General features: G+C 65.9%; 12 protein-coding genes. 2 read left to right on the top strand and 10 right to left on the bottom strand.

From position 1 onward, the window contains the following. Positions 1 to 9: 9 nt before the first annotated feature. The 10 genes from DEF76_RS00220 to DEF76_RS19780 form a co-directional block, all read right to left on the bottom strand. On the bottom strand, positions 10 to 1,758 hold the full coding sequence (locus DEF76_RS00220; protein ID WP_162800406.1) for a hypothetical protein: 1,749 nt from the start codon (positions 1,756 to 1,758) through the stop codon (positions 10 to 12). Between the two features lie 281 nt (positions 1,759 to 2,039). After that, positions 2,040 to 2,270, bottom strand: coding sequence for a DUF3363 domain-containing protein (locus DEF76_RS00215; protein WP_408842859.1), 231 nt, complete (start codon positions 2,268 to 2,270; stop codon positions 2,040 to 2,042). A 149-nt stretch (positions 2,271 to 2,419) separates the two neighbouring features. Further along, a complete protein-coding gene (gene treY / locus DEF76_RS00210; RefSeq protein ID WP_114910597.1) occupies positions 2,420 to 5,299 on the bottom strand; it encodes a malto-oligosyltrehalose synthase in 2,880 nt (959 codons plus the stop codon). Continuing rightward, entirely contained in the window at positions 5,268 to 7,064 is a 1,797-nt protein-coding gene (treZ, locus tag DEF76_RS00205; protein ID WP_114910596.1) for a malto-oligosyltrehalose trehalohydrolase, read from the bottom strand. Before treZ ends, treY begins: the two co-directional genes overlap by 32 nt. Beyond that, positions 7,061 to 9,190, bottom strand: a complete 2,130-nt coding sequence (gene glgX / locus DEF76_RS00200) for a glycogen debranching protein GlgX (protein WP_114910595.1) — start codon at positions 9,188 to 9,190, stop codon at positions 7,061 to 7,063. The genes treZ and glgX overlap by 4 nt, the downstream gene beginning before the upstream one ends. 19 nt (positions 9,191 to 9,209) lie before the next feature. Continuing rightward, the gene (gene glgB, locus DEF76_RS00195) at positions 9,210 to 11,396 is read right to left on the bottom strand and encodes a 1,4-alpha-glucan branching protein GlgB (RefSeq protein ID WP_114910594.1); all 2,187 of its coding nucleotides are present in this window, start codon (positions 11,394 to 11,396) and stop codon (positions 9,210 to 9,212) included. After that, the gene (gene treS / locus DEF76_RS00190) at positions 11,389 to 14,700 is read right to left on the bottom strand and encodes a maltose alpha-D-glucosyltransferase (RefSeq protein WP_205216061.1); all 3,312 of its coding nucleotides are present in this window, start codon (positions 14,698 to 14,700) and stop codon (positions 11,389 to 11,391) included. Before treS ends, glgB begins: the two co-directional genes overlap by 8 nt. A 20-nt stretch (positions 14,701 to 14,720) precedes the next feature. Next, positions 14,721 to 18,005: an alpha-1,4-glucan--maltose-1-phosphate maltosyltransferase gene (locus DEF76_RS00185; protein WP_114910592.1), complete on the bottom strand. Its 3,285-nt coding sequence runs from the start codon at positions 18,003 to 18,005 to the stop codon at positions 14,721 to 14,723. Positions 18,006 to 18,201: 196 nt separating this feature from the next. Then, complete coding sequence (locus DEF76_RS00180) at positions 18,202 to 19,047, bottom strand: thiamine pyrophosphate-dependent enzyme (RefSeq protein WP_114913558.1); 846 nt, start codon at positions 19,045 to 19,047, stop codon at positions 18,202 to 18,204. A 5-nt stretch (positions 19,048 to 19,052) separates the two neighbouring features. Next, positions 19,053 to 20,339 (bottom strand): transketolase C-terminal domain-containing protein, encoded by a 1,287-nt coding sequence (locus DEF76_RS19780; RefSeq protein WP_240319061.1) that lies wholly within the window; start codon positions 20,337 to 20,339, stop codon positions 19,053 to 19,055. On the opposite strand from DEF76_RS19780, the gene DEF76_RS19775 reads away from it, so the two are divergent. Together DEF76_RS19775 and DEF76_RS00165 are read left to right on the top strand one after the other, a co-directional pair. Next, complete coding sequence (locus tag DEF76_RS19775; protein ID WP_275895692.1) at positions 20,292 to 20,801, top strand: enoyl-CoA hydratase/isomerase family protein; 510 nt, start codon at positions 20,292 to 20,294, stop codon at positions 20,799 to 20,801. The two genes, DEF76_RS19780 and DEF76_RS19775, sit on opposite strands and share 48 nt — an antisense overlap. Beyond that, positions 20,792 to 21,538 carry an SDR family NAD(P)-dependent oxidoreductase gene (locus DEF76_RS00165; RefSeq protein WP_114910589.1) on the top strand — a complete coding sequence of 249 codons (747 nt, stop codon included), beginning with the start codon at positions 20,792 to 20,794 and terminating at the stop codon, positions 21,536 to 21,538. The genes DEF76_RS19775 and DEF76_RS00165 overlap by 10 nt, the downstream gene beginning before the upstream one ends. Positions 21,539 to 21,572: the final 34 nt, after the last annotated feature.

Genomic DNA, 21,572 nt, shown 5'->3' with positions numbered 1-21,572 from the left:
TCACGAGCTTCACGACGCGGCCTCGTCGCCCTCAGTCTTCGGAAAGAGTCGGTTCTTCAACTCCTCGACCTCCGCCAGCGAGTTCGCCATCAGCGTTTCGTTTGGCCTGACCATCGTGCTGTAGGTCGGATGGCGCGCCAGGAAGTTATGCAGGGCGACCATCCCGCCTCGCGAGCCGGCGACATAGGCGGCAAGAAGGGCGGTCAGAGAGAACCCGTCCGACGATTCTTTGATCTCCAGGTCGTGGATCGTCATGATGGTGAGGTCCTCGACCCGCACTTTCGCTCGTGCGGCGTCTCGCAAGCGCTCCCGGAAGCGCTCATTCAAAAAGGCGCCGACCCCCGGTGAGGCAAGGCGCTCATCGTGAACCACCAGTACGGGGTATATCCGCCGAAGCTGGCCATGATCTATCTCAGCGCCGTCCCACCGGTCGAGCAAAATGGCGCGGATTTGCCTGGCAAGCTGCGCGACCCCGACCTCGCGATCTTGCTCGCCCGGCTCGACGGCGTACTTTTTCCTCAGCTCTCTCAAGAAACTTGCCGGGTTGTCGGTGAGTATCGATCGCTCGGGAACGAACGCCGCCTTCATCTCCATGATGACGAGGTCCGCGCCTTCGTTCAGGAGCGCGTCGATCTCGAATTCGGGGTTCTCTTCGCGGCTCTTCGTCCGCGTAAAGAGCCGTCGCACGCCGAACGTCGCGGGATAGCGCCGTTCTAGGATCTCAATCACGTAGTCCTCGAAGGCATCGCCAAATGCGCCAAACACCTTCTCGACCTGCTTGCCCGAAGAGATCACCTTGAAAAGGGGGGACAGGGTGAAGTGGTCGACGAAGTATGCCGCGTCGAGGATGACGTACCACCCCGCCGGAGTAGCCAGGATGGGCTTCTCTCGGACCGCCTTGAAACCATTCTTCTCGAAGCCCTTTTCAAGACTGGTCTTTAATTCGTCCGGCGTCTGAGACGTTTGCCGCAGGAAGAGCGCGAATTTGGCGGCGAATTCCGTGCGGGCAGCATACGTCTCTCTGAAGAGCGCCGTGCCGTCGCTCGGCTGGTCGGAGACCTTCGGCATGAGCATCGTCACGCACGTCAGGTAATCGCCGATGCTCATGCCGGTCGCCGTTGCGAAATCGCTGCGGTAGGTGGGCAGCCGCTCCGGCAGAAATCGCTCGAACAACAGTCGCCCTCGCGCGATCGCAATGCCCGGGTGGGCAGCGACCCCGCTCTCCTCTATGCTTTTCCTGAACGCGCCCAGCGCTCGTTCAATCGCCTCGGCGCCGGTCTGGCCCCCGCTTAGTCGATCGCTGAATGTTCGCTTGGCCCACAACTCTGAAGCAAGAAGCGCGGCCCGCAAAAATATCTTCCGCACCTCGGTCTGACCAAAGCACGCCGGATCGCCGGTTGCGGGCGAGCCGTGCAGCGCCAGCCAGCGCGTGAGTTCCAGTAGCTGGCCCTGGAAAAAGATGACGGCGGACGCTCCCTTGGGACGCGTGCCGAGGTGCCATCGGTTGATCAGGTCGCAGTCGTCTGGGGTGCCTACGGCGCGAAATGCCCGCTGCTGCCGCTCCCGGACGTCACTGATACCGGAGCCCGTGACCAAGGCATTCACGTGCCCACATACAAGGAGCGCCGCGTCGCGATCCAGGCGCGAGACGAGCTCGACCATGGTCGCTTCTGTCGCCGCCCGGCTCGGCTCCAGAGCGCCGAAAGGCACGAACACGCCGACGTCCGATCCCGCCAACCTTGGCTGATCGCCGCTCAAGGTGATCAGCCCCAGTATTTTGCCAGGGCGAAAAGGCAACTCCCCATTCGTATTATATCCTAGCATGAATCCTCGGGACTGCACCCCGGTCGAAGAAGATCGATTGCCGCTTCCGGCCAAAGATCGTCGGACGGCGAATGGTCACCTCAGCCCGATCGCACGCTAGATTCAGCTGCCGGTTCCCCACCCGCTGCGGTACTCAGCGCCTTAATACGAAGCGTCAGATTTTCACCACCAGGGTTCTCCGGCGCGACCTGGAGATCCTGCGCCTCAGCAGGGCATCAGATGCCAAGCCCTCGATCCCGGCCGACCTGCCAGAAAATCCCGCCATCGGTGACGAGCCCGGCGACCTCGCGCCCAAGGCTTCGCGCGATCACCGGCCGCCAGGGGACGAGGGTGAATTCCTGGGCGTTCTCGACCAGGGCGCAGCGGCCGGAGGCGAGCTGGATCGCCTCGCGGTAGGTGCCGCGGATCGTGTCGCCGGGCACGGGCACGCCGTCACCAGCGCTGATGAGGCATTGGCCGAGCTAAGGACGTTGAGGGCCCAGGGCTGCGCATTGGTAATGAGCTTCGGAAGCAGCGTCTCAGTTGCCGATTTGATGGGTGCCTTCGCTCCATGACCTACTTTTCCACCGCCGCGTCCACTCCCTGAAGGGCGCGATCATACCGTCCGGGCGCGAGGCTCCGGCGCTCGACGGGCCCCGGCATTCCGGCCAGAGGGGTGGAAAAGCAGGACCGCGACCGGAAAATCCCGCAGCAAGACGGCAAGCGGGAGGGTTCGTCCCGGCGGCGGCGAGGGGGTGTCGGTCAGCACCAGGGCGCCTCGCCGCGCCCAGAGCCTTTCGGGCAGGCTGAGCGCCGTCTCTTCCCACGCCGATGGCGCGACCAGCGGCTGTGGCGCAACGCCGAGCAGAGGGGCAGCAAGGCGGGTTGCCACCACCACCAATGTGTGCTCCCGATGGCAGCGCGCGAAGGCGAGCGCATGCCCGGCATGGCGCCCGGTCAATGAGAGGGGGAGATAGCTCCCCTCGGCGAACAATGCCGGAAACCGCCCGCGAAGGCGGAGCAGCCGGCAAATCAGCGCCTGTTTCACCCGCCCGTCCCGCCAGTGAGGCAGATGATCGGCAGGCGATGCCTCGTCGAGCCCGGCGGCGAGCGCGGTGAAATCCACCGGCCGGCGATTGTCGGGGTCGACCAAACTGAAATCCCAGATGTCCGTGCCTTGATAGAGATCGGGGATGCCCGGCGAGGTCAGGCGGAGGGTGGTTTGCGCCAGACTATTCAGCGCCCCGGCCGGGGCGAGGCGCGCGACCATCGCCGCGAGTTCCACAGCCAGCCCTCCGGCCGGCGCCGGCGCCAGCACGCGCGCGAGAAAGTCTCGACAGCGACGCTCATACTCGAGATCGGGCGCGGCCCAATGGGAGCGGCGCTTGGCCTCCCGCAGCGCCTTCTCCTGCCAGGTCGCGAGCCGTGCCGCGAAAGCCGCAAGCCCTCGCTCATCGTCCGCGGCGAGATCGAGCGGCCAGGCGCCGAGGATCGTTTGGAACAAGATTACCGTATCCGCCGTCTCCGGGGCATCGTCGCGGCGCCAAGCGGCGGTTCTGCGCCGCCACGCCGTCAGGCACTCGGCCCAGAGTTCCGGCATCTCGCTCAGCACCGCAAGGCGGGCGCGCGTATCCTCACCGCGCTTATGGTCATGCGTTGCCGTCGCCAGCAGGGCGTGGGGCGCTTGCACCTGGCGCGCCGCCATCGCGGCATGAAACGCCGCCGGCGTGAGGGCGAGGCGGTCGGGGTCGCTTCCCACCTCGTTGCGGGAAATCAGCCGGCCATAGCGGTAAAACGCGGTATCCTCGACCGCTTTCGCGGCAACCGGCGCGGTGAGTTGCTGAAAGCGCCGCATCGCGCGGCGCAGGCGGGCGCGGGCGGCGCCCGACAAGGTGCCCGGCCCGTCACCGAGCAGCCAGCGCGCCATCCGCGCCAGCAGATCATGGTCGGTGCGCGCAAGGGCAGGCCGCGCCGCGTCGGCGGCACGCGCGAGGACGGCCCGATCCGCGTCACTCGCACAACCCACCCGCGCATAGATGCGATAGACCGGAAACGCGGCCACCAAGGCCGCGAGAACCCGGCGCACGGACGCCAATCCATCATCACCGCCGGTGGGGTCATCGCGCAGGCTCTCCTGGAGGGCCGCCGCCGCCGCCGCCATCTCGGCGGGCAGGATCTCGCAAAGAACCTGTCGGCGCGCGGCATGCCCCTCGGCGGCGAAAGCCGCGGCGCTCCCCGTGACTTCGCGCCAAATCCGCGTCAGTGCCGCGGCACCGGATGGGTCGTGCAGCACCGCCCCGACCTGGTCCATGAAATCGTAGCCGGTGGTCCCGAGCGTCTCCCAGCGGGATGGGAGCGTCTCACCGGGGGCGAGAATTTTTTCCACCCAGATCCCGGCCGGACCGGGGGGTGCGGCCGCCGGACGCTGCTTGCCGGCTTCGGCAAGACGGCGGCGGAGACGCCGGAGATAGCCGGCGGGATCGGCGAGCCCATCGATATGATCGATCCGCACGCCATCGATCAGCCCTTCTGCGTAGAGACGGAGCACACCCGCATGGGTCGCCTCGAACACGGCCGGCCGTTCGACGCAAAGCCCGGCGAGGCCGGTGATGTCAAAAAAACGGCGCCAGTTGATGTCATCGGCGGCGCGCCACCAGGCGAGCCGATAGCCCTGCCGCGCGAGCAGGCGGTGCAGCCGCGCCTGTCCCGCCGGATGCCTGGTATCGAACCGCGCCAACGCCCGCGCGATCGCCGCGGCGAGGGCGGGATCGCGTAGACGCTGGCGTGTCACCGCCGCCACATTGCGGGCCGTGGCCCTGAAACGGCGAGACGAGGCGATAGCGGCGAGCGGCCGAACGATCGCCGCCAAGGCCGCATCGTCCTCACCGAGCACGGCCGGATAGTCGCGCGGCGCAAGCGGGAAAGCGTGCTCGAAATAGGTCGCGACAAGCCGGCCTTCCTCGGCATCGAACGCCAATCGGATGTCACCTTCGGCCAGACATTGGGCATAGGGGTGGCCGAGGAACGGCGCCAGCACCTTGCCGCGCAAATACTGCGCCGGGGGCTGCCAGTCGATGTCGAAAAAGGCCGCGTAAGGGCTCGCCCGTCCCCATTCGAGCACATCCTGCCACCACGCGTTGCCGCCGCCGCCCCAGCCGCCGCCAACCGCCATGTGGTTGGGGACGATATCGAGGATCAGCCCCATCCCGTTCGCCCGCAGCGCCGCAACGAGTTGGCGCAGCGCCGCTTCCCCGCCGAGTTCGGGGTTCACCCGATTGGGATCGATGACGTCATAGCCATGCGTCGAGCCCGGGCGCGCGGTAAACAGCGGCGACAGATAAAGATGGCTCACGCCAAGGCGCGCGGCATAGGGAACCACGCGCGCGGCGTCACGGAGGGAAAAGCCGCGATGGCATTGCAAACGCAGCGTTGCCAGCGGCAGCCTCGCCGCGCGCAGCCCCGGTTTACCTGAGGCTGAGGAAAGCAGCGCCGGCATATGGCGGTATCTCCCCATGCCGCACGCGTTCGCCGACCCCTGGCCGCGAGGCCGCGAGGGTGGTGCCGGCGAAGCGGCTGAGTGGCGCGGGCGTTGCGGCGAAATTGACCGCGATCCCGAGTTCGCGGCCATCGCCCAGCCGCCAGGTCGCCCGCACCGCGCTGGGCCCCACCGCCTCGGCGCCGAGGCTGCGGCAGCCGACGAGGCCGGGGACGATGTCGCGTGCGCGCAGAGCCAGCAAATGCCGCGTCCAAGCGATGGCGGCGCGGCCATCGGGGCTGCCCGCCTCCACCGGGTCGGGGATGGCGGCGCGAAACGTCGCGGGATCGTTGGGGTCGGGAATGCGAGCCCGCGCGGCGGGATCAGCAAAAACCGAAAAGCGCGCGAATTCCTGCCGGCGGCCGTTGCGCACCCGCTCCGCCAGCGCCGGTTCATGGTCGGTGAAATAGAGGAACGGCGTGGTCGCGTCCCATTCCTCGCCCATGAACAGAAGCGGCACGTGCGGCGCAAGCAGCAGCAAGAGACGCGCGGCATCGCGGGCGGCGGGGGAGGAGAGACGGCTGAGCCGTTCGCCGAAGGCGCGATTGCCGGTCTGGTCATGGTTTTGCAGGAAGCCGACGAAGGCGCTGGGCGGCAGATGCCGGCTCGGCTCGCCGCGGGCGGCGCCGTCACGATAGGCGGACGCCTCGCCTTGCCAGGCGAACCCCTCGGCAAGACAACGGGCGAGCTTTGCCGCCGGATCGGTGTAATCGGCGTAATAACCACTGGTTTCGCCGGTCAGCAGCCGGTGCAGACAATGGTGCCAATCATCATTCCATTGCGCGTCGAATAACGGGGTCTCGTGCTTTGCGGCGTCGTGACGGAGCAGGCTCGCGCGGTTGTCGTCGTTCTCGACCACCAAATGGACATGCCGGCCGACATCGACACCGCGGCGGATCGCCGCCGCGAGCGCCGGCAGCGCCGCTGGTGGCTCGATCGCGTGGACGGCGTCGAAGCGCAGCCCATCGAAGCGATATTCGTTCAGCCAGTAGAGCGCATTGTGCAGGAAGAAATCCCGCACCGCCGGCTGGCCGAAATCGATCGCCTCGCCCCAGGGGGTGGTCGCGTCGGTGCGGAAGAAGGGCGCGGCATAGGCGTGCAGATGGTTTCCGTCGGGTCCGAAATGATTATAGACGACATCGAGAAACATCATCAGGCCGAGCCCATGCGCGGCATCGACCAATGCCTTCAGCTCCTCCGGGGTGCCAAGGCCGGGATCGGGCGCGAAGGGCAGCACGCCGTCATAGCCCCAGTTCCATCGCCCGGGGCAGCACGCGACGGGCATCAATTCGACGGCGGTCACCCCGAGCGCTTGCAAACGCGGCAGTTGCGCCATGACGCCGCGAAACCCGCCGAGCAGGCCGGGATGCAGCTCATAGAGCACCGTCTCATGCCAGGGCCGCCCACGCCAGCTCGGATGGCGCCAGACATAGGCATGGGGATCGACGACGAGGCTCGGCCCATGCACGCTCTCGGCCTGGGCGCGGGCGGCGGGGTCGGGCACGGCACGCCCATCGGGCAGGCGATAGCGATAGCGGCTTCCGGCCGGGCAGCGGAGCTTGGCGCTGACATAGCCGTCTGGTTCGCGCCGCATGGCAACCGGCGCCATCCCTTCGACCTCCAGGGTGACGCTCGCGACCGATGGCGCCCATAAGCGAAAATGGACACGGCCGTCGGCGCGCAGATTGGCCCCGAAGGGCACCAGATGCGAAAACGTCGCGCTCATGCCTTATGTTCCCTGCTGGCGGCTGCGGGGATGTTCGCCCCGAGCACGATGAGGCTGCGCTGCGCGACAGGGATCGTCGTCCCATCCACGACGTCGCTCAGACGCTCCGGCCGCGCACTATCGATGAGCAGATGCCAAGGCAGCGCTGGCGACGGCAGGATGAAGTCATGATCATCCTCGGAGCCGTTGATGAGTAGCATCACGACATCGACGCCGCCTTTGCGAGCGGCGGCGGGCCCGGCCCGGCGCAAAACGAGGCGCCGGCCGATCGGATCATTCCAGGCGGCGTCACTCATCGCCTCGCCATGTTCATCGAACCAGGCGATATCGGCGATCCCGGGCAGCGGCTCGATCTCGCCATGCATGAAATAGGTGCCGCGCACGACCGGGCGCGATCGTCGCGCGGCGATCAGGCGAGCGGTGAAATCGATCAGACTCTGGGCCGGCCCGTCGCTTGCGGCCGGCCAGTCGATCCAGGAAATTTCGTTGTCTTGACAATAAGCGTTGTTATTGCCCCGTTGTGTGCCGGCCATCTCGTCACCGGCGCGCAGCATCGGCGTGCCGTGCGCGAAAAACACCGTCGCCAGCATGGCGCGCTTTATGCGCTCTCGCATCGCCATGATCGCGGGGTCGTCGCTCGGCCCCTCGGCGCCCCAATTATGGCTGTAATTGGCGTCGTGGCCGTCGTGATTGCTTTCGCCGTTCGCCTCGTTGTGGCGTTCATTGTAGCTGACGAGATCGTGCAGCGTGAAACCATCATGCGACGCGATATAGTTGATCGATGCGTAAGGGCGGCGCCGGCGGCGCTCGAAGACATCACTCGATCCCGAAAGCCGCGCCGATAGTTCCGCCCGCTGGCCGTTATCGCCTCGCCAGAAGCGCCGCGCCGTATCGCGGAAACGGTCGTTCCATTCGGCAAAACCGGGCGGAAAATTGCCGAGCTGATAGCCACCAGGACCGACATCCCAGGGCTCGGCGATCAATTTGAGGCGCGATAGCATCGGATCCTGTCGGATCGCATCGAAAAACCCCGAGCCGGGATCGAAACCGGTGCCCTCGCGGCCGAGCGTCACGCCGAGGTCGAAGCGGAAGCCATCGATCCGGAATGCGCTCGCCCAGTGGCGCAGACTATCCATCACCATCTGCAAAACACGCGGATGCGAAAGATTGAGCGTATTGCCGCAACCGGTCTCGTCGATGTAGTGCCGCTCGTTTCCCGGCACCAGCCGATAGTAGCTGGCATTGTCGAGCCCGCGCCACGACAGGGTCGGGCCAAGCTGGTTGCCCTCCGCGGTATGATTGTAGACGACATCGAGAATGACTTCGATCCCGGCGGCATGCAGCCGGCGCACCGCGATCCGCAGACTGTCGGCGGCGCCGGCGCCGAGATAGCGCGGCTCGGGTGCGAAGAAGGCGAGTGTCGAATAGCCCCAATAATTGCTGAGACCGGCCTCGACCAGAAACCGATCCTGAGCGAAGGCGTGAACCGGCATCAGCTCGATCGCGGTGATGCCGAGCCGGCGCAGATGGTCGATGACCCGCCCATCCGCAAGCGCGGTGAAGGTTCCGCGATCCGGCGGCAGCAGATCCGCACGGCGCATGGTCAAGCCGCGCAGATGGGCTTCGTAGATGACGGTATCCGACCACGGGATCTCTGGCCGGCGATCATCGCCCCAATCAAAAGCATGGGTGGTGACGACGGCTTTCGGCATGGCGGCGGCGCTGTCGCGGCGATCGAAGGAGAGATCGGCGCGCTGGCTGCCGATGCGATAACCATGGAGGGCATCGGTCCAACGCAGATCGCCGATCAGCGCGCGGGCATAAGGGTCGAGCAACAATTTGTGGGCATTGAAACGGTGGCCATGGCGCGGCGCATAGGGGCCATGCGCGCGGTAGCCGTAAACGCAGCCCGGCATCGCTTCCGGCAGATAGCCATGCCAGACTTCGTCGGTGCATTCGGGCAGACGGTAACGCGCGATCTCACGCTTGCCGGAAGCCTCGAAAAGGCAGAGATCGATGGCTTCGGCATGGGCGGAAAACACCGCGAAATTGATACCGAGCCCATCCCATGTGGCGCCGAGCGGATCGGGGCGACCGGGCAGGAGTTTGTCGGGGCGGACGGGCATCGCGTTTGCGTCGCTCTTTTCAATCGGCGCGGAGTATGAGTGTCGCAAGCGGCGGCAGGGTCAGCGTGAGCGCCGCCGGCAGGCCATGAGAGGGCGCTTCCTCCGCGCTCACCAGTCCGCCATTGCCCATGCCGCTGCCGCCATAGCTCTCGGCGTCGGTATTCAAAACCTCCCGCCAAACCCCGCCCCGCGGCACACCGAGCCGATAGCCCACGCGCGGCACCGGCGTGAAATTGCAGACGACGAGCAGCGGCGGATCGTCGGGACCTGCAAAGCGGAGCCACGCAAAGACGCTTTGCGCACGATCATCGATCACGACCCAGCGGAAACCTTCCGCGTCGGCATCGCGCCGGTAAAGCGCCGGGGTTGCGGCGAGCAGATGGTTGAGATCGCGCACCAAACTCTGCACGCCGCGATGCGCGGGATCGTCAAGCCGCTCCCATTCGACCGACGCGTCATGGTTCCATTCGCTCTCCTGGCCGATCTCGCCGCCCATGAACAGCAGCTTCTTGCCGGGATGGCCCCACATGAAAGCGAAATAGGCGCGGAGATTGGCAAAACGCTGCCAGCGATCGCCGGGCATGCGGCCGAGCAGCGAGCCTTTGCCATAGACCACTTCGTCATGCGAGAGCGGCAGGACGAAGCGCTCGGAAAAAGCGTAGACCATGCCAAAGGTCATGTCATCGTGGTGATAGCGGCGATGGATCGGATCCTCGTGCATGTAGCGCAGCGTGTCATGCATCCAGCCCATGTTCCATTTGAAGTCAAAGCCGAGCCCGCCATCGGCCGGCGCCGCGGTGACACCGGGCCAGGCGGTCGATTCCTCGGCAATCAACAGCGCACCCGGGCAACGCGCGGCGATGGTGGCGCTGAGTTCGCGCAGAAAGTCGATCGCTTCGAGATTTTCCCGCCCGCCATAACGGTTGGGTATCCACTCACCGGCGCGCCGACTATAATCGCGATACAGCATCGCGGCGACGGCATCGACGCGCAGCCCATCGGCATGATAGCGCTCGAGCCACGAGAGCGCGCTACCGATCAGAAAGCCGCGCACCTCGTTGCGGCCGAGATTATAGATCATCGTGTTCCAATCGGGGTGAAATCCCTCGCGCGGGTCGGCGTGCTCATAGAGCGGGGTGCCGTCGAAGCGGATCAGGCCGTGCGCGTCATTGGGAAAATGCGCCGGCACCCAGTCGAGAATCACGCCAAGCCCGGCCTGATGGCAGGCATCGACGAAACGCGCGAATGCCTCCGGCGGGCCAAGCCGCGCCGTCGGCGCGAATTGCCCCAGTGGTTGATAGCCCCAGGAGCCGGCAAAAGGATGCTCCATCACTGGCATCAATTCGAGATGGGTGAATCCCATCGCCACGGCATAGGGGATCAGCCGCGCGGCGAGAATTTCCCAGCCGCAGCGCCCCGGCTCCTCGGCGCGGATCCAAGAGAGGGCATGGACTTCATAGATCGCAAGCGGCGACGCCGCGGTCTGGCGCGCCGCCCGACCCGCCATCCACTCGGCATCCCGCCAGCCCGTCCAGTCGGGTGCGGCAACGACGGACGCGGTCGCCGGCGGAAGCTCGGTCGCCGCCGCCACCGGATCGGCCTTCAGCGGCAGCAATTCGCCATGCGGCCCGAGGATTTCGTATTTGTAGAGGGTTCCCGGCGCAAGCCGCGGGATGAACACTTCCCAGACGCCGGCGCCATGGCGAAGCCGCATCGGATGACAGCGGCCATCCCAGCCATTGAACGCGCCGACCACGGAGACACGCTGCGCGTTCGGCGCCCAGACGGCGAAGCGGACCCCAGCGATGCCCTCATGCCGGGTCACATGCGCGCCGAGACAACGGCCGAGATCGTGATGGCGGCCCTCGGCGAGGAGATGGAGGTCGAAATCGCCGAGCACCGGGCCGAAGGCATAGACATCCTCGGTCTCGTGTCGCAACCGCCCATCATCGATCCGCAGCAGATACGGTGCTTCGCCAGGCAACACGCCGGCGAACAGCCCGGCCGGATGCACGCGTTCGAGTTCGGCGAGGAGATGGCCGGCATGACGATCGATCGCCTCCACCCGCACGGCGCGCGGCTGAAAACTCCGCACCACGACTTGCCCCGCGCCAACAGGATGCCGGCCGAGGACCGCGAACGGGTCACGATGCCGCCCCGCCGCCAATGCTTCCATCTCCGTCGGATCGGGCGCGAGATCAGACATCGCGAGACTCCCCCTCCGCCAGCCGGGACGCGAGTTCGGCAAGCCCACGCAGCGGAATAGGAAGCCATGACGGCCGATTACTGGCCTCGTAGCGGATTTCGTAAGCGGCTTTTTCAATGAGGAACAGCGTCAAAAGCGACGGCTCCTGCTCCGGCCGCGTCCAACGCCGCGGCGCCCGCGCGTGTGCCGCGTCATAGGCTTCCAAGAATGCCGCCTTGGCTTTGAGACGAAACTCTTCGAGCAAATCTTCGCGCCGCGCTAAAACCGCGTCGGATTGTCCGACCAAGCCCTGATTGGCAGCGGCGGCGGCATAATCGAGCGAACGGAGCAGCCCGGCGACGTCGCGGAGCGGCGAGGATTTCTCACGCCGTTCGGCGAGCGGACGCGCCGGCTCCCCCTCGAAATCGATGAGATAGACATCGTCTTTGGCCGTGAGCACCTGACCGAGATGGAAATCGCCGTGCACGCGCGTCGAAAGCGACCCCTGCCCGTGCTCGGCGAGCCGCGTCACCGCGCGGCGCAGATCAGGGGCCCGCCCCACCAGCTCGGCGGCCCGCGCCTGCATCGCCGGGTCAGGCCAATCGGTGATCGCGTCGAGGCTGGCAACGGCGCCGTCGATCTCCGCCGCGGCTGACCTCGCCCATGCCCGCATCAGCTCGGCATCGGCGGGCTCAGGGGCAAAGGCCGGATCATCGCTCGGCGCCGCCAAGACGGCATGAAGCTCAGCCAAGCGTTGGCCGAGAATGCCGACAAAGAGGAGATAGGGTGCGAATGCATCCGCAACCGCCGCCGCGTCCACCTCACTCACGGCAAGCTCATCCACCACACGAGCCAGAAAATCGAGTGTCCAGATCCAGCCATCACCTTGGTTGCGAATGAAGGATTGCAGAAGCATCAGGGTGGAGGCGGTTCCAGCGCTATCGCGCCACACCACCTCGCCGAGCAGGGCGGCGCAATTGCGGTAGTGGCGTTCGGTGAGGTAGCGCGTCATTTCCGCTTCCGGATGAACGCCTGGGCTTATTCGCCGGATCAATTTCAATACCGCGCTATTGTCGATCACCAGCGACGAATTGGTCTGCTCGACGGCCAGGCGGCGAATCTCGCTCACCGCTGGCGCGAGGCCGCTCTCGGCGAGCCGCGGGCTGGGCAGAAAGCGGATGGCGCCGGCATCGCCAAGCGAGATCTCGGCACCATCGCGAAGCTTGGCCAAAACCGCATCCACCAGCCCATCGAGGGCAAAACCATCGGTCAACATGCCGACGCGATGGCCACGCCTGAGACGGGCGATGCCGAGTTGCTCTGGCAACGCCTCTGCGGTTTCGCCCGGCCAGGCAACGCCGAGCGGCAGCAGATAGTGTTCTTGCCCGGTCGGCAGCGCAATATCCAACTTGGTGAGTAAAACAGCATCGGCGCCGCTTGCGAGGGGGGCCGCGAAGCCGATATGGCAGCCACGCAGCGCCGCGTCCTTTGCTGCAAACCAGCGGCGCTTTTGCAGATAGGTGGGGAAAATGTCGCGCTCCAACACGGCGCGGTTGGGTGGGGCCAAGACTTCCGCGATCTCGCGGCGGATGACGAGGGTGACGAATTCCGCCAGCGGCTGTGGCGCCGGCGTATGCCAAGGCGGCAGCGCCGCCTCGAGGCTGAGCGAAAACCACAGAAACCCATAGGGTGGCAAAGTCAGCAGATAGGGTAATTGGCCGATCGGCGGAAAGACCGAACCCCCGATCATGTCGACCGGCACGCGGCCGACGAATTCGCCCAACGCAAGCTCGACCGCCTGCGCCGTGCGCGAGAAATTGCTGACGCAAAGCACGATCTCTTCTGCCTCCGCGTCTTGATATTCGCGGAGAAACGCAAGGATTTTGCGGTTGCCGGGATAAAGCAGGCGCTGGCTGCCACGGCCGAAGGCGCGGAACCGGCCACGCACCGCGATCATGCGGCTCATCCAGTTGAGCAAGGAATGCGGATCACTCGATTGCGCCTCGACATTCACCGCGTCATAGCCATAGATCGGATCCATGATCGGCGGCAACACAAGGTCCGCGGGATTGGCACGGGAAAACCCGCCATTGCGATCGGGTGACCACTGCATCGGCGTGCGCACGCCGTTGCGGTCGCCGAGGTGAAGATTATCGCCCATGCCGATTTCGTCGCCGTAATAGATGATCGGCGTGCCGGGCATCGAGAGGAGCAAGCTGTTCATCAGTTCGATGCGGCGCCGGTCATGCTCCATCAGGGGCGCGAGACGGCGGCGAATGCCGAGATTGAGCCGAGCGCGGCGATCGCTCGCATAAATCTCCCAGAGATAATCACGCTCCTGATCGGTCACCATCTCGAGCGTCAGCTCGTCATGGTTACGCAGAAAAATCGCCCATTGGCAGTTGTCGGGAATTTCTGGCGTCTGGCGCAGGATATCGGTGATCGGAAAGCGGTCTTCGCGCGCCACCGCCATGTACATGCGCGGCATCAAGGGGAAATGATACGCCATGTGACATTCATCACCGGCGCCGAAATATTCCTGCACGTCCTCCGGCCATTGGTTGGCCTCGGCGAGGAGAACCTTTCCCGGTGCGTACTCGTCGAGTGCGGCGCGGATCGTACGAAGCACCGCATGGGTCTCCGGCAAATTTTCGTTGTTGGTTCCTTCCCGTTCGACGAGATAGGGCGCGGCATCGAGCCGCAGCCCATCGACCCCGAGATCCAACCAAAACCGCATCACGCTGAGGACGGCACGCAACACCGCCGGATTGTCGTAATTGAGATCTGGCTGATGGGAGTAGAAGCGGTGCCAGAAATACGCGTTGGCAACCGGATCCCAGGCCCAGTTCGACTTTTCGGTGTCGAGAAAGATGATGCGCGTGCCGGCATAGCGCTGGTCGTTGTCCGACCAGACGTAGAAGTTCCGTGCATTGCTGCCGGGTTTCGCCTGGCGCGCGCGCTGGAACCAGGGATGCTGATCGGAGGTGTGGTTGATGACGAGTTCGGTGATGACCTTGAGGCCGAGTTCATGCGCCGCCCGAATGAAGCGCCGGACATCGGCGAGCGTGCCATAATCCGGGTTGACGCCGCAATACTCGGCGATGTCATAGCCGTCGTCACGGAGCGGCGACGGATAGAACGGCAACAACCAGATCGCCGTTACCCCGAGTTCCTTGATATAGGCAAGCTTTTGCGAGAGTCCCGAGAAATCCCCGACCCCGTCGTTATTGGCATCGAAAAACGATTTGACGTGCACCTGATAGATCACGGCGTCTTTGTACCAGAGCGGATCCGCGGTCGGCGTGAGGGGGCGTCGGCCTGCCATGTGCATCTCCCTTGTTTCGGTCATGACAGCGGTGCCAAGCGCCAGATGAGAAAGGGGAGGCCCGATGGGTCGAGCCGCAGACGCTGCCATTTGCCGCGAAGGATGATGTTTTCTCCGGTCATAAGATTTTCGGCGCCGATCGGGTCGCCATCTGCCAGCCCCCACTCCCAGAGCGGAATTTCGACATCGGCTTCCTGCACGGTATGCGGATCGAGGCTGACCGCGACAACGAGAACATTGCGACGGTCGGCACTGGCTTTGCGGTAAAACAGCACGCTGTCATTGGTCGCGGTGAGGAACGCAACGCCGAGATGAGTGCGGAGCGCCGGATTATCGGCGCGGATCCGATTGAGTTGGGCGATCTCGGCGACGATATTGCCCGGCCGCTCCCAATCCCAGGCACGGATCTGATATTTCTCGGAATCGTGGTATTCCTCGCGCCCCGGCAGCGCCGCCGCCTCACAGAGCTCAAACCCGCAATAGACCCCCCAAAGCCCGGAAAGCGTCGCCGCCAGCGCCGCGCGGATGAGAAAGCCGGCGCGCCCGCCATTTTGCAAAAAAAACGGGTTGATATCCGGGGTGTTGACGAAGAGGTGCGGGCGGAAATACTCGCGCACCGGCGTGGTCGTGAGTTCGGTGAAATAGGCTTGCAGTTCTTGCTTGGTGTTGCGCCAAGTGAAATAGGTATAGGACTGAGAAAAACCGACCTTCGCCAGCCGGTACATCATCTTCGGCCGGGTAAAGGCTTCCGCGAGGAACACGACGCTGGGGTCATCGCGACGGATATCGGCGATCAGCCACTCCCAGAACGGGAGCGGCTTGGTGTGCGGGTTATCGACGCGAAATAGCCGCACGCCCTGAGACACCCAGAACCGCACGACGTCGCGCAGCGCAAGCCAGAGAGAGGGAACCGCATCGGCCGCGTAGAAATCGACATTGACGATGTCTTCGTATTTCTTTGGCGGGTTTTCCGCATAACGCAGCGAACCGTCCGGCCGCCAGGCAAACCAGCCGCGATGCGCGCGAAGCCAGGGATGATCGGGTGAGCACTGGATCGCGAAATCGAGCGCGATCTCCATGCCGCACGCCGCGGCGGCATCACGCAGGCGGCGGAAATCCTCGAATGTGCCGAGTTCGGGATGGATCGCGTCATGTCCGCCGCTCTCGGCGCCGATCGCGTAGGGGCTGCCGGGATCATCCGCGCTCGCGATCACCGCGTTGTTGCGGCCTTTGCGGTTGGTTTTTCCGATCGGGTGGATCGGTGGCAGATAAAGCACGTCAAAGCCCATGGCGCTGATGCGCGGCAAGTGCCGGATGACGTCATCGAAGGTTCCGTGCCGCGTGCGATCATCGCTCATCGAGCGGGGAAAAATTTCATACCAACTGGCAAATCCCGCGGCCGCGCGCTCGGCATCGAGCGCGAGCGGCGGGGAGGCGCGAACACGGAACGGGCGATCGTCAGCGCGGCGCATCAGGTCTGCCGTCGCTTCCTCGAGCAAAATCTGATAGCCGCGTTCCGGCGCCTCGGCACGCTTTAGCCGCCCGAGCACCGCCCGGAGCGAGGCCGCGAGATCGCCCTTGCATCGTTTCGCGGCGGCAGCGACCAGATCGCGTCCCTCCACCAGTTCGAGCGAAAGATCGAGGCCGGCGGCATGTTTTTTGCCAAGTTCGGTGCGAAACGTTGCGAATGCGTCGCACCACGCCTCGATCGTAAATTCGTGACGACCCAAGCGGGCGAGTGGAAATTCGGCGGCCCAGCGATCATTGCCGAGCGGCCGCATCGGCACTTCCTGCCACCGCTCGGCGTCGGCCGCGCGCCAACGCAGCACCGCGGCCATTTCGCCATGGCCATCGCAGATCAGATCGGCCGAGACCGTCACCGTTTCGCCGACGATGCGGCGCGCGGCGTAATTTTCGCCATCGGGAATGCGCGGGCTGATCGCTTCGATGGCGATGCGGGGCGCGGCGGCAGCGGCCACGGCGCCTTTCTCGCTCGCCAAAGCCGGGAGCCGCACCCAATCCGCCGGCAGCGTCGGCAGGAGGCGAAGCTCGGCCGGGGCGAGGGAAATTTCGTCTTGCGGACCGAGCACCGCATCCCCGGCGCGCAGGCCCGCGAGCGGCACGCGCGCGCCGGGCAGAAAATCAGCGCAACGCAGCGTGTTTGTCGCATCGAGGCGGGTATTGAGAAGCGCAAGCGCCGCCGCCTGGGCGCCGCCTCGAAGCAGCGCAATGGCGTCTCCGCCCGGCCCGGCCAGCAGCTGCGTCTCCCCCGCGTCGAGACCGGCGATCTCGCCGCGCAACGCATTGAGCGCCGCGATGTCAGCGGTGAGATCGAAGGGGGCGTCGTCGTGCATGGCGGCGAAATCATCGGGACGGGGATCGGTATCGGGCAGGGCGCGGCGGGCGGCGTATTCGAACCCCATCGGCAGGAGCCAGCCGGCGCCCAACACCGCAGCAAGGCGCAGAGCGCGGAGATAAAAGGCTCGAAGCAGCAGCGGGTTTTGCCATTGCGTCGCGAGGCGCTGGCCGCAAGGCACCTCCGGCGCCGCCGCGAGCGGTGCGACATCGCGCAACGCCGCGATTTCGTTCCAGAGCCAGCCATCACGAAAATTCCACCACGGCAACGAGCAGAACACGAGATCAAGCCCAGCACCGCGCCATGCGGCGTAGTGCGTCCACGGCACGCCCGGTGTCCAGCCGAGGAAACGAAAATCCGGCGCATATCGCCGCACGCCTGCGATCAGCGCGGCAAGATGCGCCCCCGGCACGGCGCCAAGCCCGATCAGCCGCACCCCGCCAAGCCCCGCTGCCGCCCAATCGCGCAGCCGCGTGATCCAGAGTTCGGTCAAAGCGGCGGCGGCGTCCGGCCTCTCCCAGAGCGCACCTACGGCGCCAAATCCGGCGCGGGGGATGCGCGGATCAAGGCCGGCGGAGCCATCCGCGGCTTCGAAAAGATCGGCATGGGCATGACGCAAGGCACCGTCCGCCGCGACCTGATCGAGCACCAGATCGACGTGGGCCAGAACGCCGCGCGCCCGACACAAGCCGGCCAGATGGGCGATCAGCGCCGTTGCATCCCCGTGCCAGCCACAAGCCGGATGCGGCCGGTCCATGTCGCCGGCGAGAAACAACTGGCCGCCGCGTCCCGGCGCAACCAAGGGCGGCAGTATAACCTGCCCAAAACCCATGCCGGCACAACGATCAAGCGCTTTATCCCACGCCGACACCGGGCCAGAGAGCAACGCATGAAGATAATAGATATTATTATTTAATTGTGGTGACCTATTGTACTTTCTTTCTTCCATCTCAATCAGGCTAAACGTTTTGCCTGCGGCTTGTCAACCTTCGTTAACCCTCGGCGCATGCCTCACTTTATTTTGAAACATCTGGCGCCATTGAAAGCGCGTTCAGATCGCGAAGGAGGATGTGAGGGTGCGAAAAAGCGCGCGCCTGATCCTGGACGCCTTTTTCCGGCGGCGAGCCGTCGCGCGTTCTCGGCCGTCAGCCCGCGGCTTGGCGTTCCACGACGAAGCCGGCTTCGAAATCGGCGGCCGCCATCGCGTGCTGGCGCTCCGGCATGAAGGGGGGATTGCCGCCGGCATAGAGGATGCCGGTGGTGAAGCCATCATCGCCGGCATAGCGCATCATGGCCGCCGCCCGGTCGGTTGCCGGTGCGTCATCGAGGGCGTGAACCGCCTGTTTCCAGGCGCGCTGCTCGGCGCGGAAGGTGACGCAGGGGCTCAGCACGTGGATCACCGAAAATCCGGGATGGGTGATGCCGGCGGTGATCAGGCGCGCCAGCTCATTGGGATTGCCGGCAAAGCCGCGGGCGAAGAAATTGACCCCGGCGGCAAGCGCGAGCAGCAGCGGCGCGACCGGCGCAATGCCGGTGCCCGCCGGCGTCAGCTTGCTTTCGCACCAATCGGGCGCGGTGGTCGGCGAGGCCTGGCCCTTGGTCATGCCATAGACCTGATTGTCCATCAGAATATAGGTCATATCGACATTGCGCCGGCAGGCATGCAGGAAATGATTGCCGCCGATCGAGAGGCCATCGCCGTCCCCACCGGCAGCGATCACTGTGAGATCGGGCCGCGCGAGCTTGACCCCGGCGGCGAGCGCCAACGCCCGGCCATGCACGCCGTGAAAGCCGTAGACGCTGGTATAGGCGGGAAGGCGCGAGGAGCAGCCGATGCCGGAAATCAGCGCGATGCTCTCGCGCGGGCGGCCGAGTTCGGCGCAGGCCTTGGCGAGCGCCGTCAGCACCGAATAATCGCCGCAGCCCGGGCACCAGATCGGCTTGATGTCGGATTTGAAGTCTTGTGCGGTCAAAACCGGGATGTCGGGCATGAGCGTCACTCCCACGTGGCGAGACGGGCGAGGATGTCGGCAGGGCGGATGGGCAGCGGCCCGGGGCGGCTGATCACCGCGACCTCGGCCGGCAGATCGTAGTTCGCACGAAGGAATTTGTGGAATTGCCGGCCATGGCTCTGTTCGATGACGAGTACCCGCCGCACCCCGTCGAGTGCCGCGGCGAGCAGCACCGGCCGCGCCGGGAGCAGGAGACGGAGCGAGATCAGCCGCACCGCGATGCCCGCGTCCCGCGCTCGCCGCGCGGCCTCGCGCGCCGGGCCGGTCGCCGATCCCCAGGTGAGGAGCGCGATCTCCCCCTCGCCCTCGCGATCCGCCCAAGCCTCGCCATAATCGAAGCTCTCCAGCTTGCGGGCCCGCTTGTCGAGCTGGGCATGGTGATCGCCGGCCTGCGCCGAGGGCACGCCGCGCACGTTGTGTTCGAGCCCGTCGGCGACATAGCGCGCGCCGGGCGTGCCGGGGATCCCCATCGGCGAAACCCCGCTCGCGGTCACGGCGTAGCGTTGATAGCCCGCGGCCGTCGGCGTCGCGATCAGCCGGCCGGGGAGGGTTGGCGGCGCCGGCGGCGGCGCGATGACGGCGCGCGATTGGCCCAACGCCTGATCCGAGAGCACGATCGCCACGGTCTGCAGGGTTTCCGCGAGCGCCACCGCCCATTGCGTCGTGACGGCACAGTCACCGATGCTGTTCGGGGCCAACACCAGGTGCGGGGCATCGCCGTGCAGGCCATGCACCGCGATATCGAGGTCGCTTTGCTCGGACTTGGTGGGAATGCCGGTGGACGGCCCGCCCCGCATGACATCGACGACGACGAGCGGCGTCTCCGAGGCGACGGCGAGGCCGAGCGCCTCGATCATCAGCGAAAGCCCCGGACCGGAGGTCGCGGTCAGCGCCGGCGTGCCGGCGAAGGACGCGCCGATCACCATGTTGATGGCGGCGAGCTCGTCCTCCGCCTGGACCAGCATCCCGCCGGTTTTGGCCAGCGCCGGCGCCATCCATTCCAGCACCTCGGTCGCCGGGGTGATCGGATAGGCGGCCACGAAGCCGACGCCGCCCTTGAGCGCGCCGAGGCCGGTCGCCTGATTGCCACTGATATTCCAGCGCGCACCCGTCACCACCGGCGGCGCGGCAAGACGCAGCGGCGGCAGGCTGGCCGCGGCGTTCACGCCGAGCGCCAAGGCGCCGGCGCTGGCCGCCAGCACGGTATCGCCCTTGCGGCCGAGTTGGCGCGCCAGAACCTCGGTGACCAGCGCCTCGGGCAGACCAATCAACGCGGCGACCGCCTGGAGCTTGCGCTTGCTTGCGATCTGCGGGTGGCGGCGTGGGAGGCAAAGCTCGGCCTGCCGGAGTTGCGGCTGGGCCTGCTGCCGGGTGCCGGCGGCACCCAGCGCCTGACCCGGCTGTGCGGCCGTGCTGCGTCGCTGCGGCTGATCCTGGGTGCCGAAATGGTGGATGGCGCGGAGGCGAAGCGGCTCGGGTTGGTGCAGTGGGGCGCGCCGTCGTCCGAACTTCCCGCGGCGGCAACCGCGATTGCCCGGCGCTACGCCGCCCTGCCAGCGCACGCCGTCGCCGCCGCGAAATCATGCATCACGTCCGCCTCCGATCCGGCACGAGACGGGTTCCGTGAGGAGATCGAGCAAACCGGCGCCCTGTTGCACGACGACAGGACGCGCGTGCTCGTGCGTGGGTTTCTTGATCGATCCGACCGTAATGGGGCTGAGAGATGGAAATGAAGGATTGCAATGTCGTCCTCACCGGCGGGGCATCTGGCATCGGCAAGGCGACGGCGCTGCTTCTCGCCAGGGAAGGCGCGCGCGTGTTCATCGGCGACGTGAACGAGGCCGCTGGCCGCGCGATGGCAGAGGACGCGCGTGGGCAGGGCCTCGCCATCACGTGGATGCCTCTGGAGCTGACCGATCCGGCCTCGGTGGCGGGCTTCGCCGAGGCGGTGCAGCGGCAGGCGGAACGCGTGGACGGCCTCGTCAATGCCGCCGGGTGGGATATCATCCAGCCATTCCTGCAGAACACGCCGGAGTTCTGGGACCGGGTGATGGGTATCAACCTGCTCGGGGCCATTCGCCTGACACGCCTGATACTGGAGAAAATGGTCGGCGGTGGCCGCGCCAAAATCGTCAACGTCGCGAGCGATGCCGGCCGCGTCGGCAGCATGGGCGAGACGGTGTATGCCGCAGCGAAAGGCGGGCTGATTGCCTTCACGAAGTCGCTGGCGCGCGAGATGGCACGCAACCGGATCACTGTGAACTGCGTCTGCCCCGGTCCGACCGACACGCCGCTGTTTCATGCGCAGCCGGAGAAGATGCGCGAGGCCCTGATCCGCGCCATCCCCCTGCGGCGCGTGGCGCAGCCGGAAGAGATCGCGGAGGCGGTGATGTTCTTCCTCGGGCGCCGGTCGGATTATATCACGGGTCAGGTGCTGAGCGTCAGCGGCGGCCTCACGATGGTCGATTGAGCAGGGGCAGCGCCACCCTCTGATCCGATCTCAT

Origin of the sequence: Acidibrevibacterium fodinaquatile, assembly GCF_003352165.1 — a bacterium.
GTDB classification, from domain to species: domain Bacteria; phylum Pseudomonadota; class Alphaproteobacteria; order Acetobacterales; family Acetobacteraceae; genus Acidibrevibacterium; species Acidibrevibacterium fodinaquatile.
The sequence above is the reverse complement of the archived record's forward strand: the minus strand, read 5'-3'. Positions and strand labels throughout refer to the sequence as shown.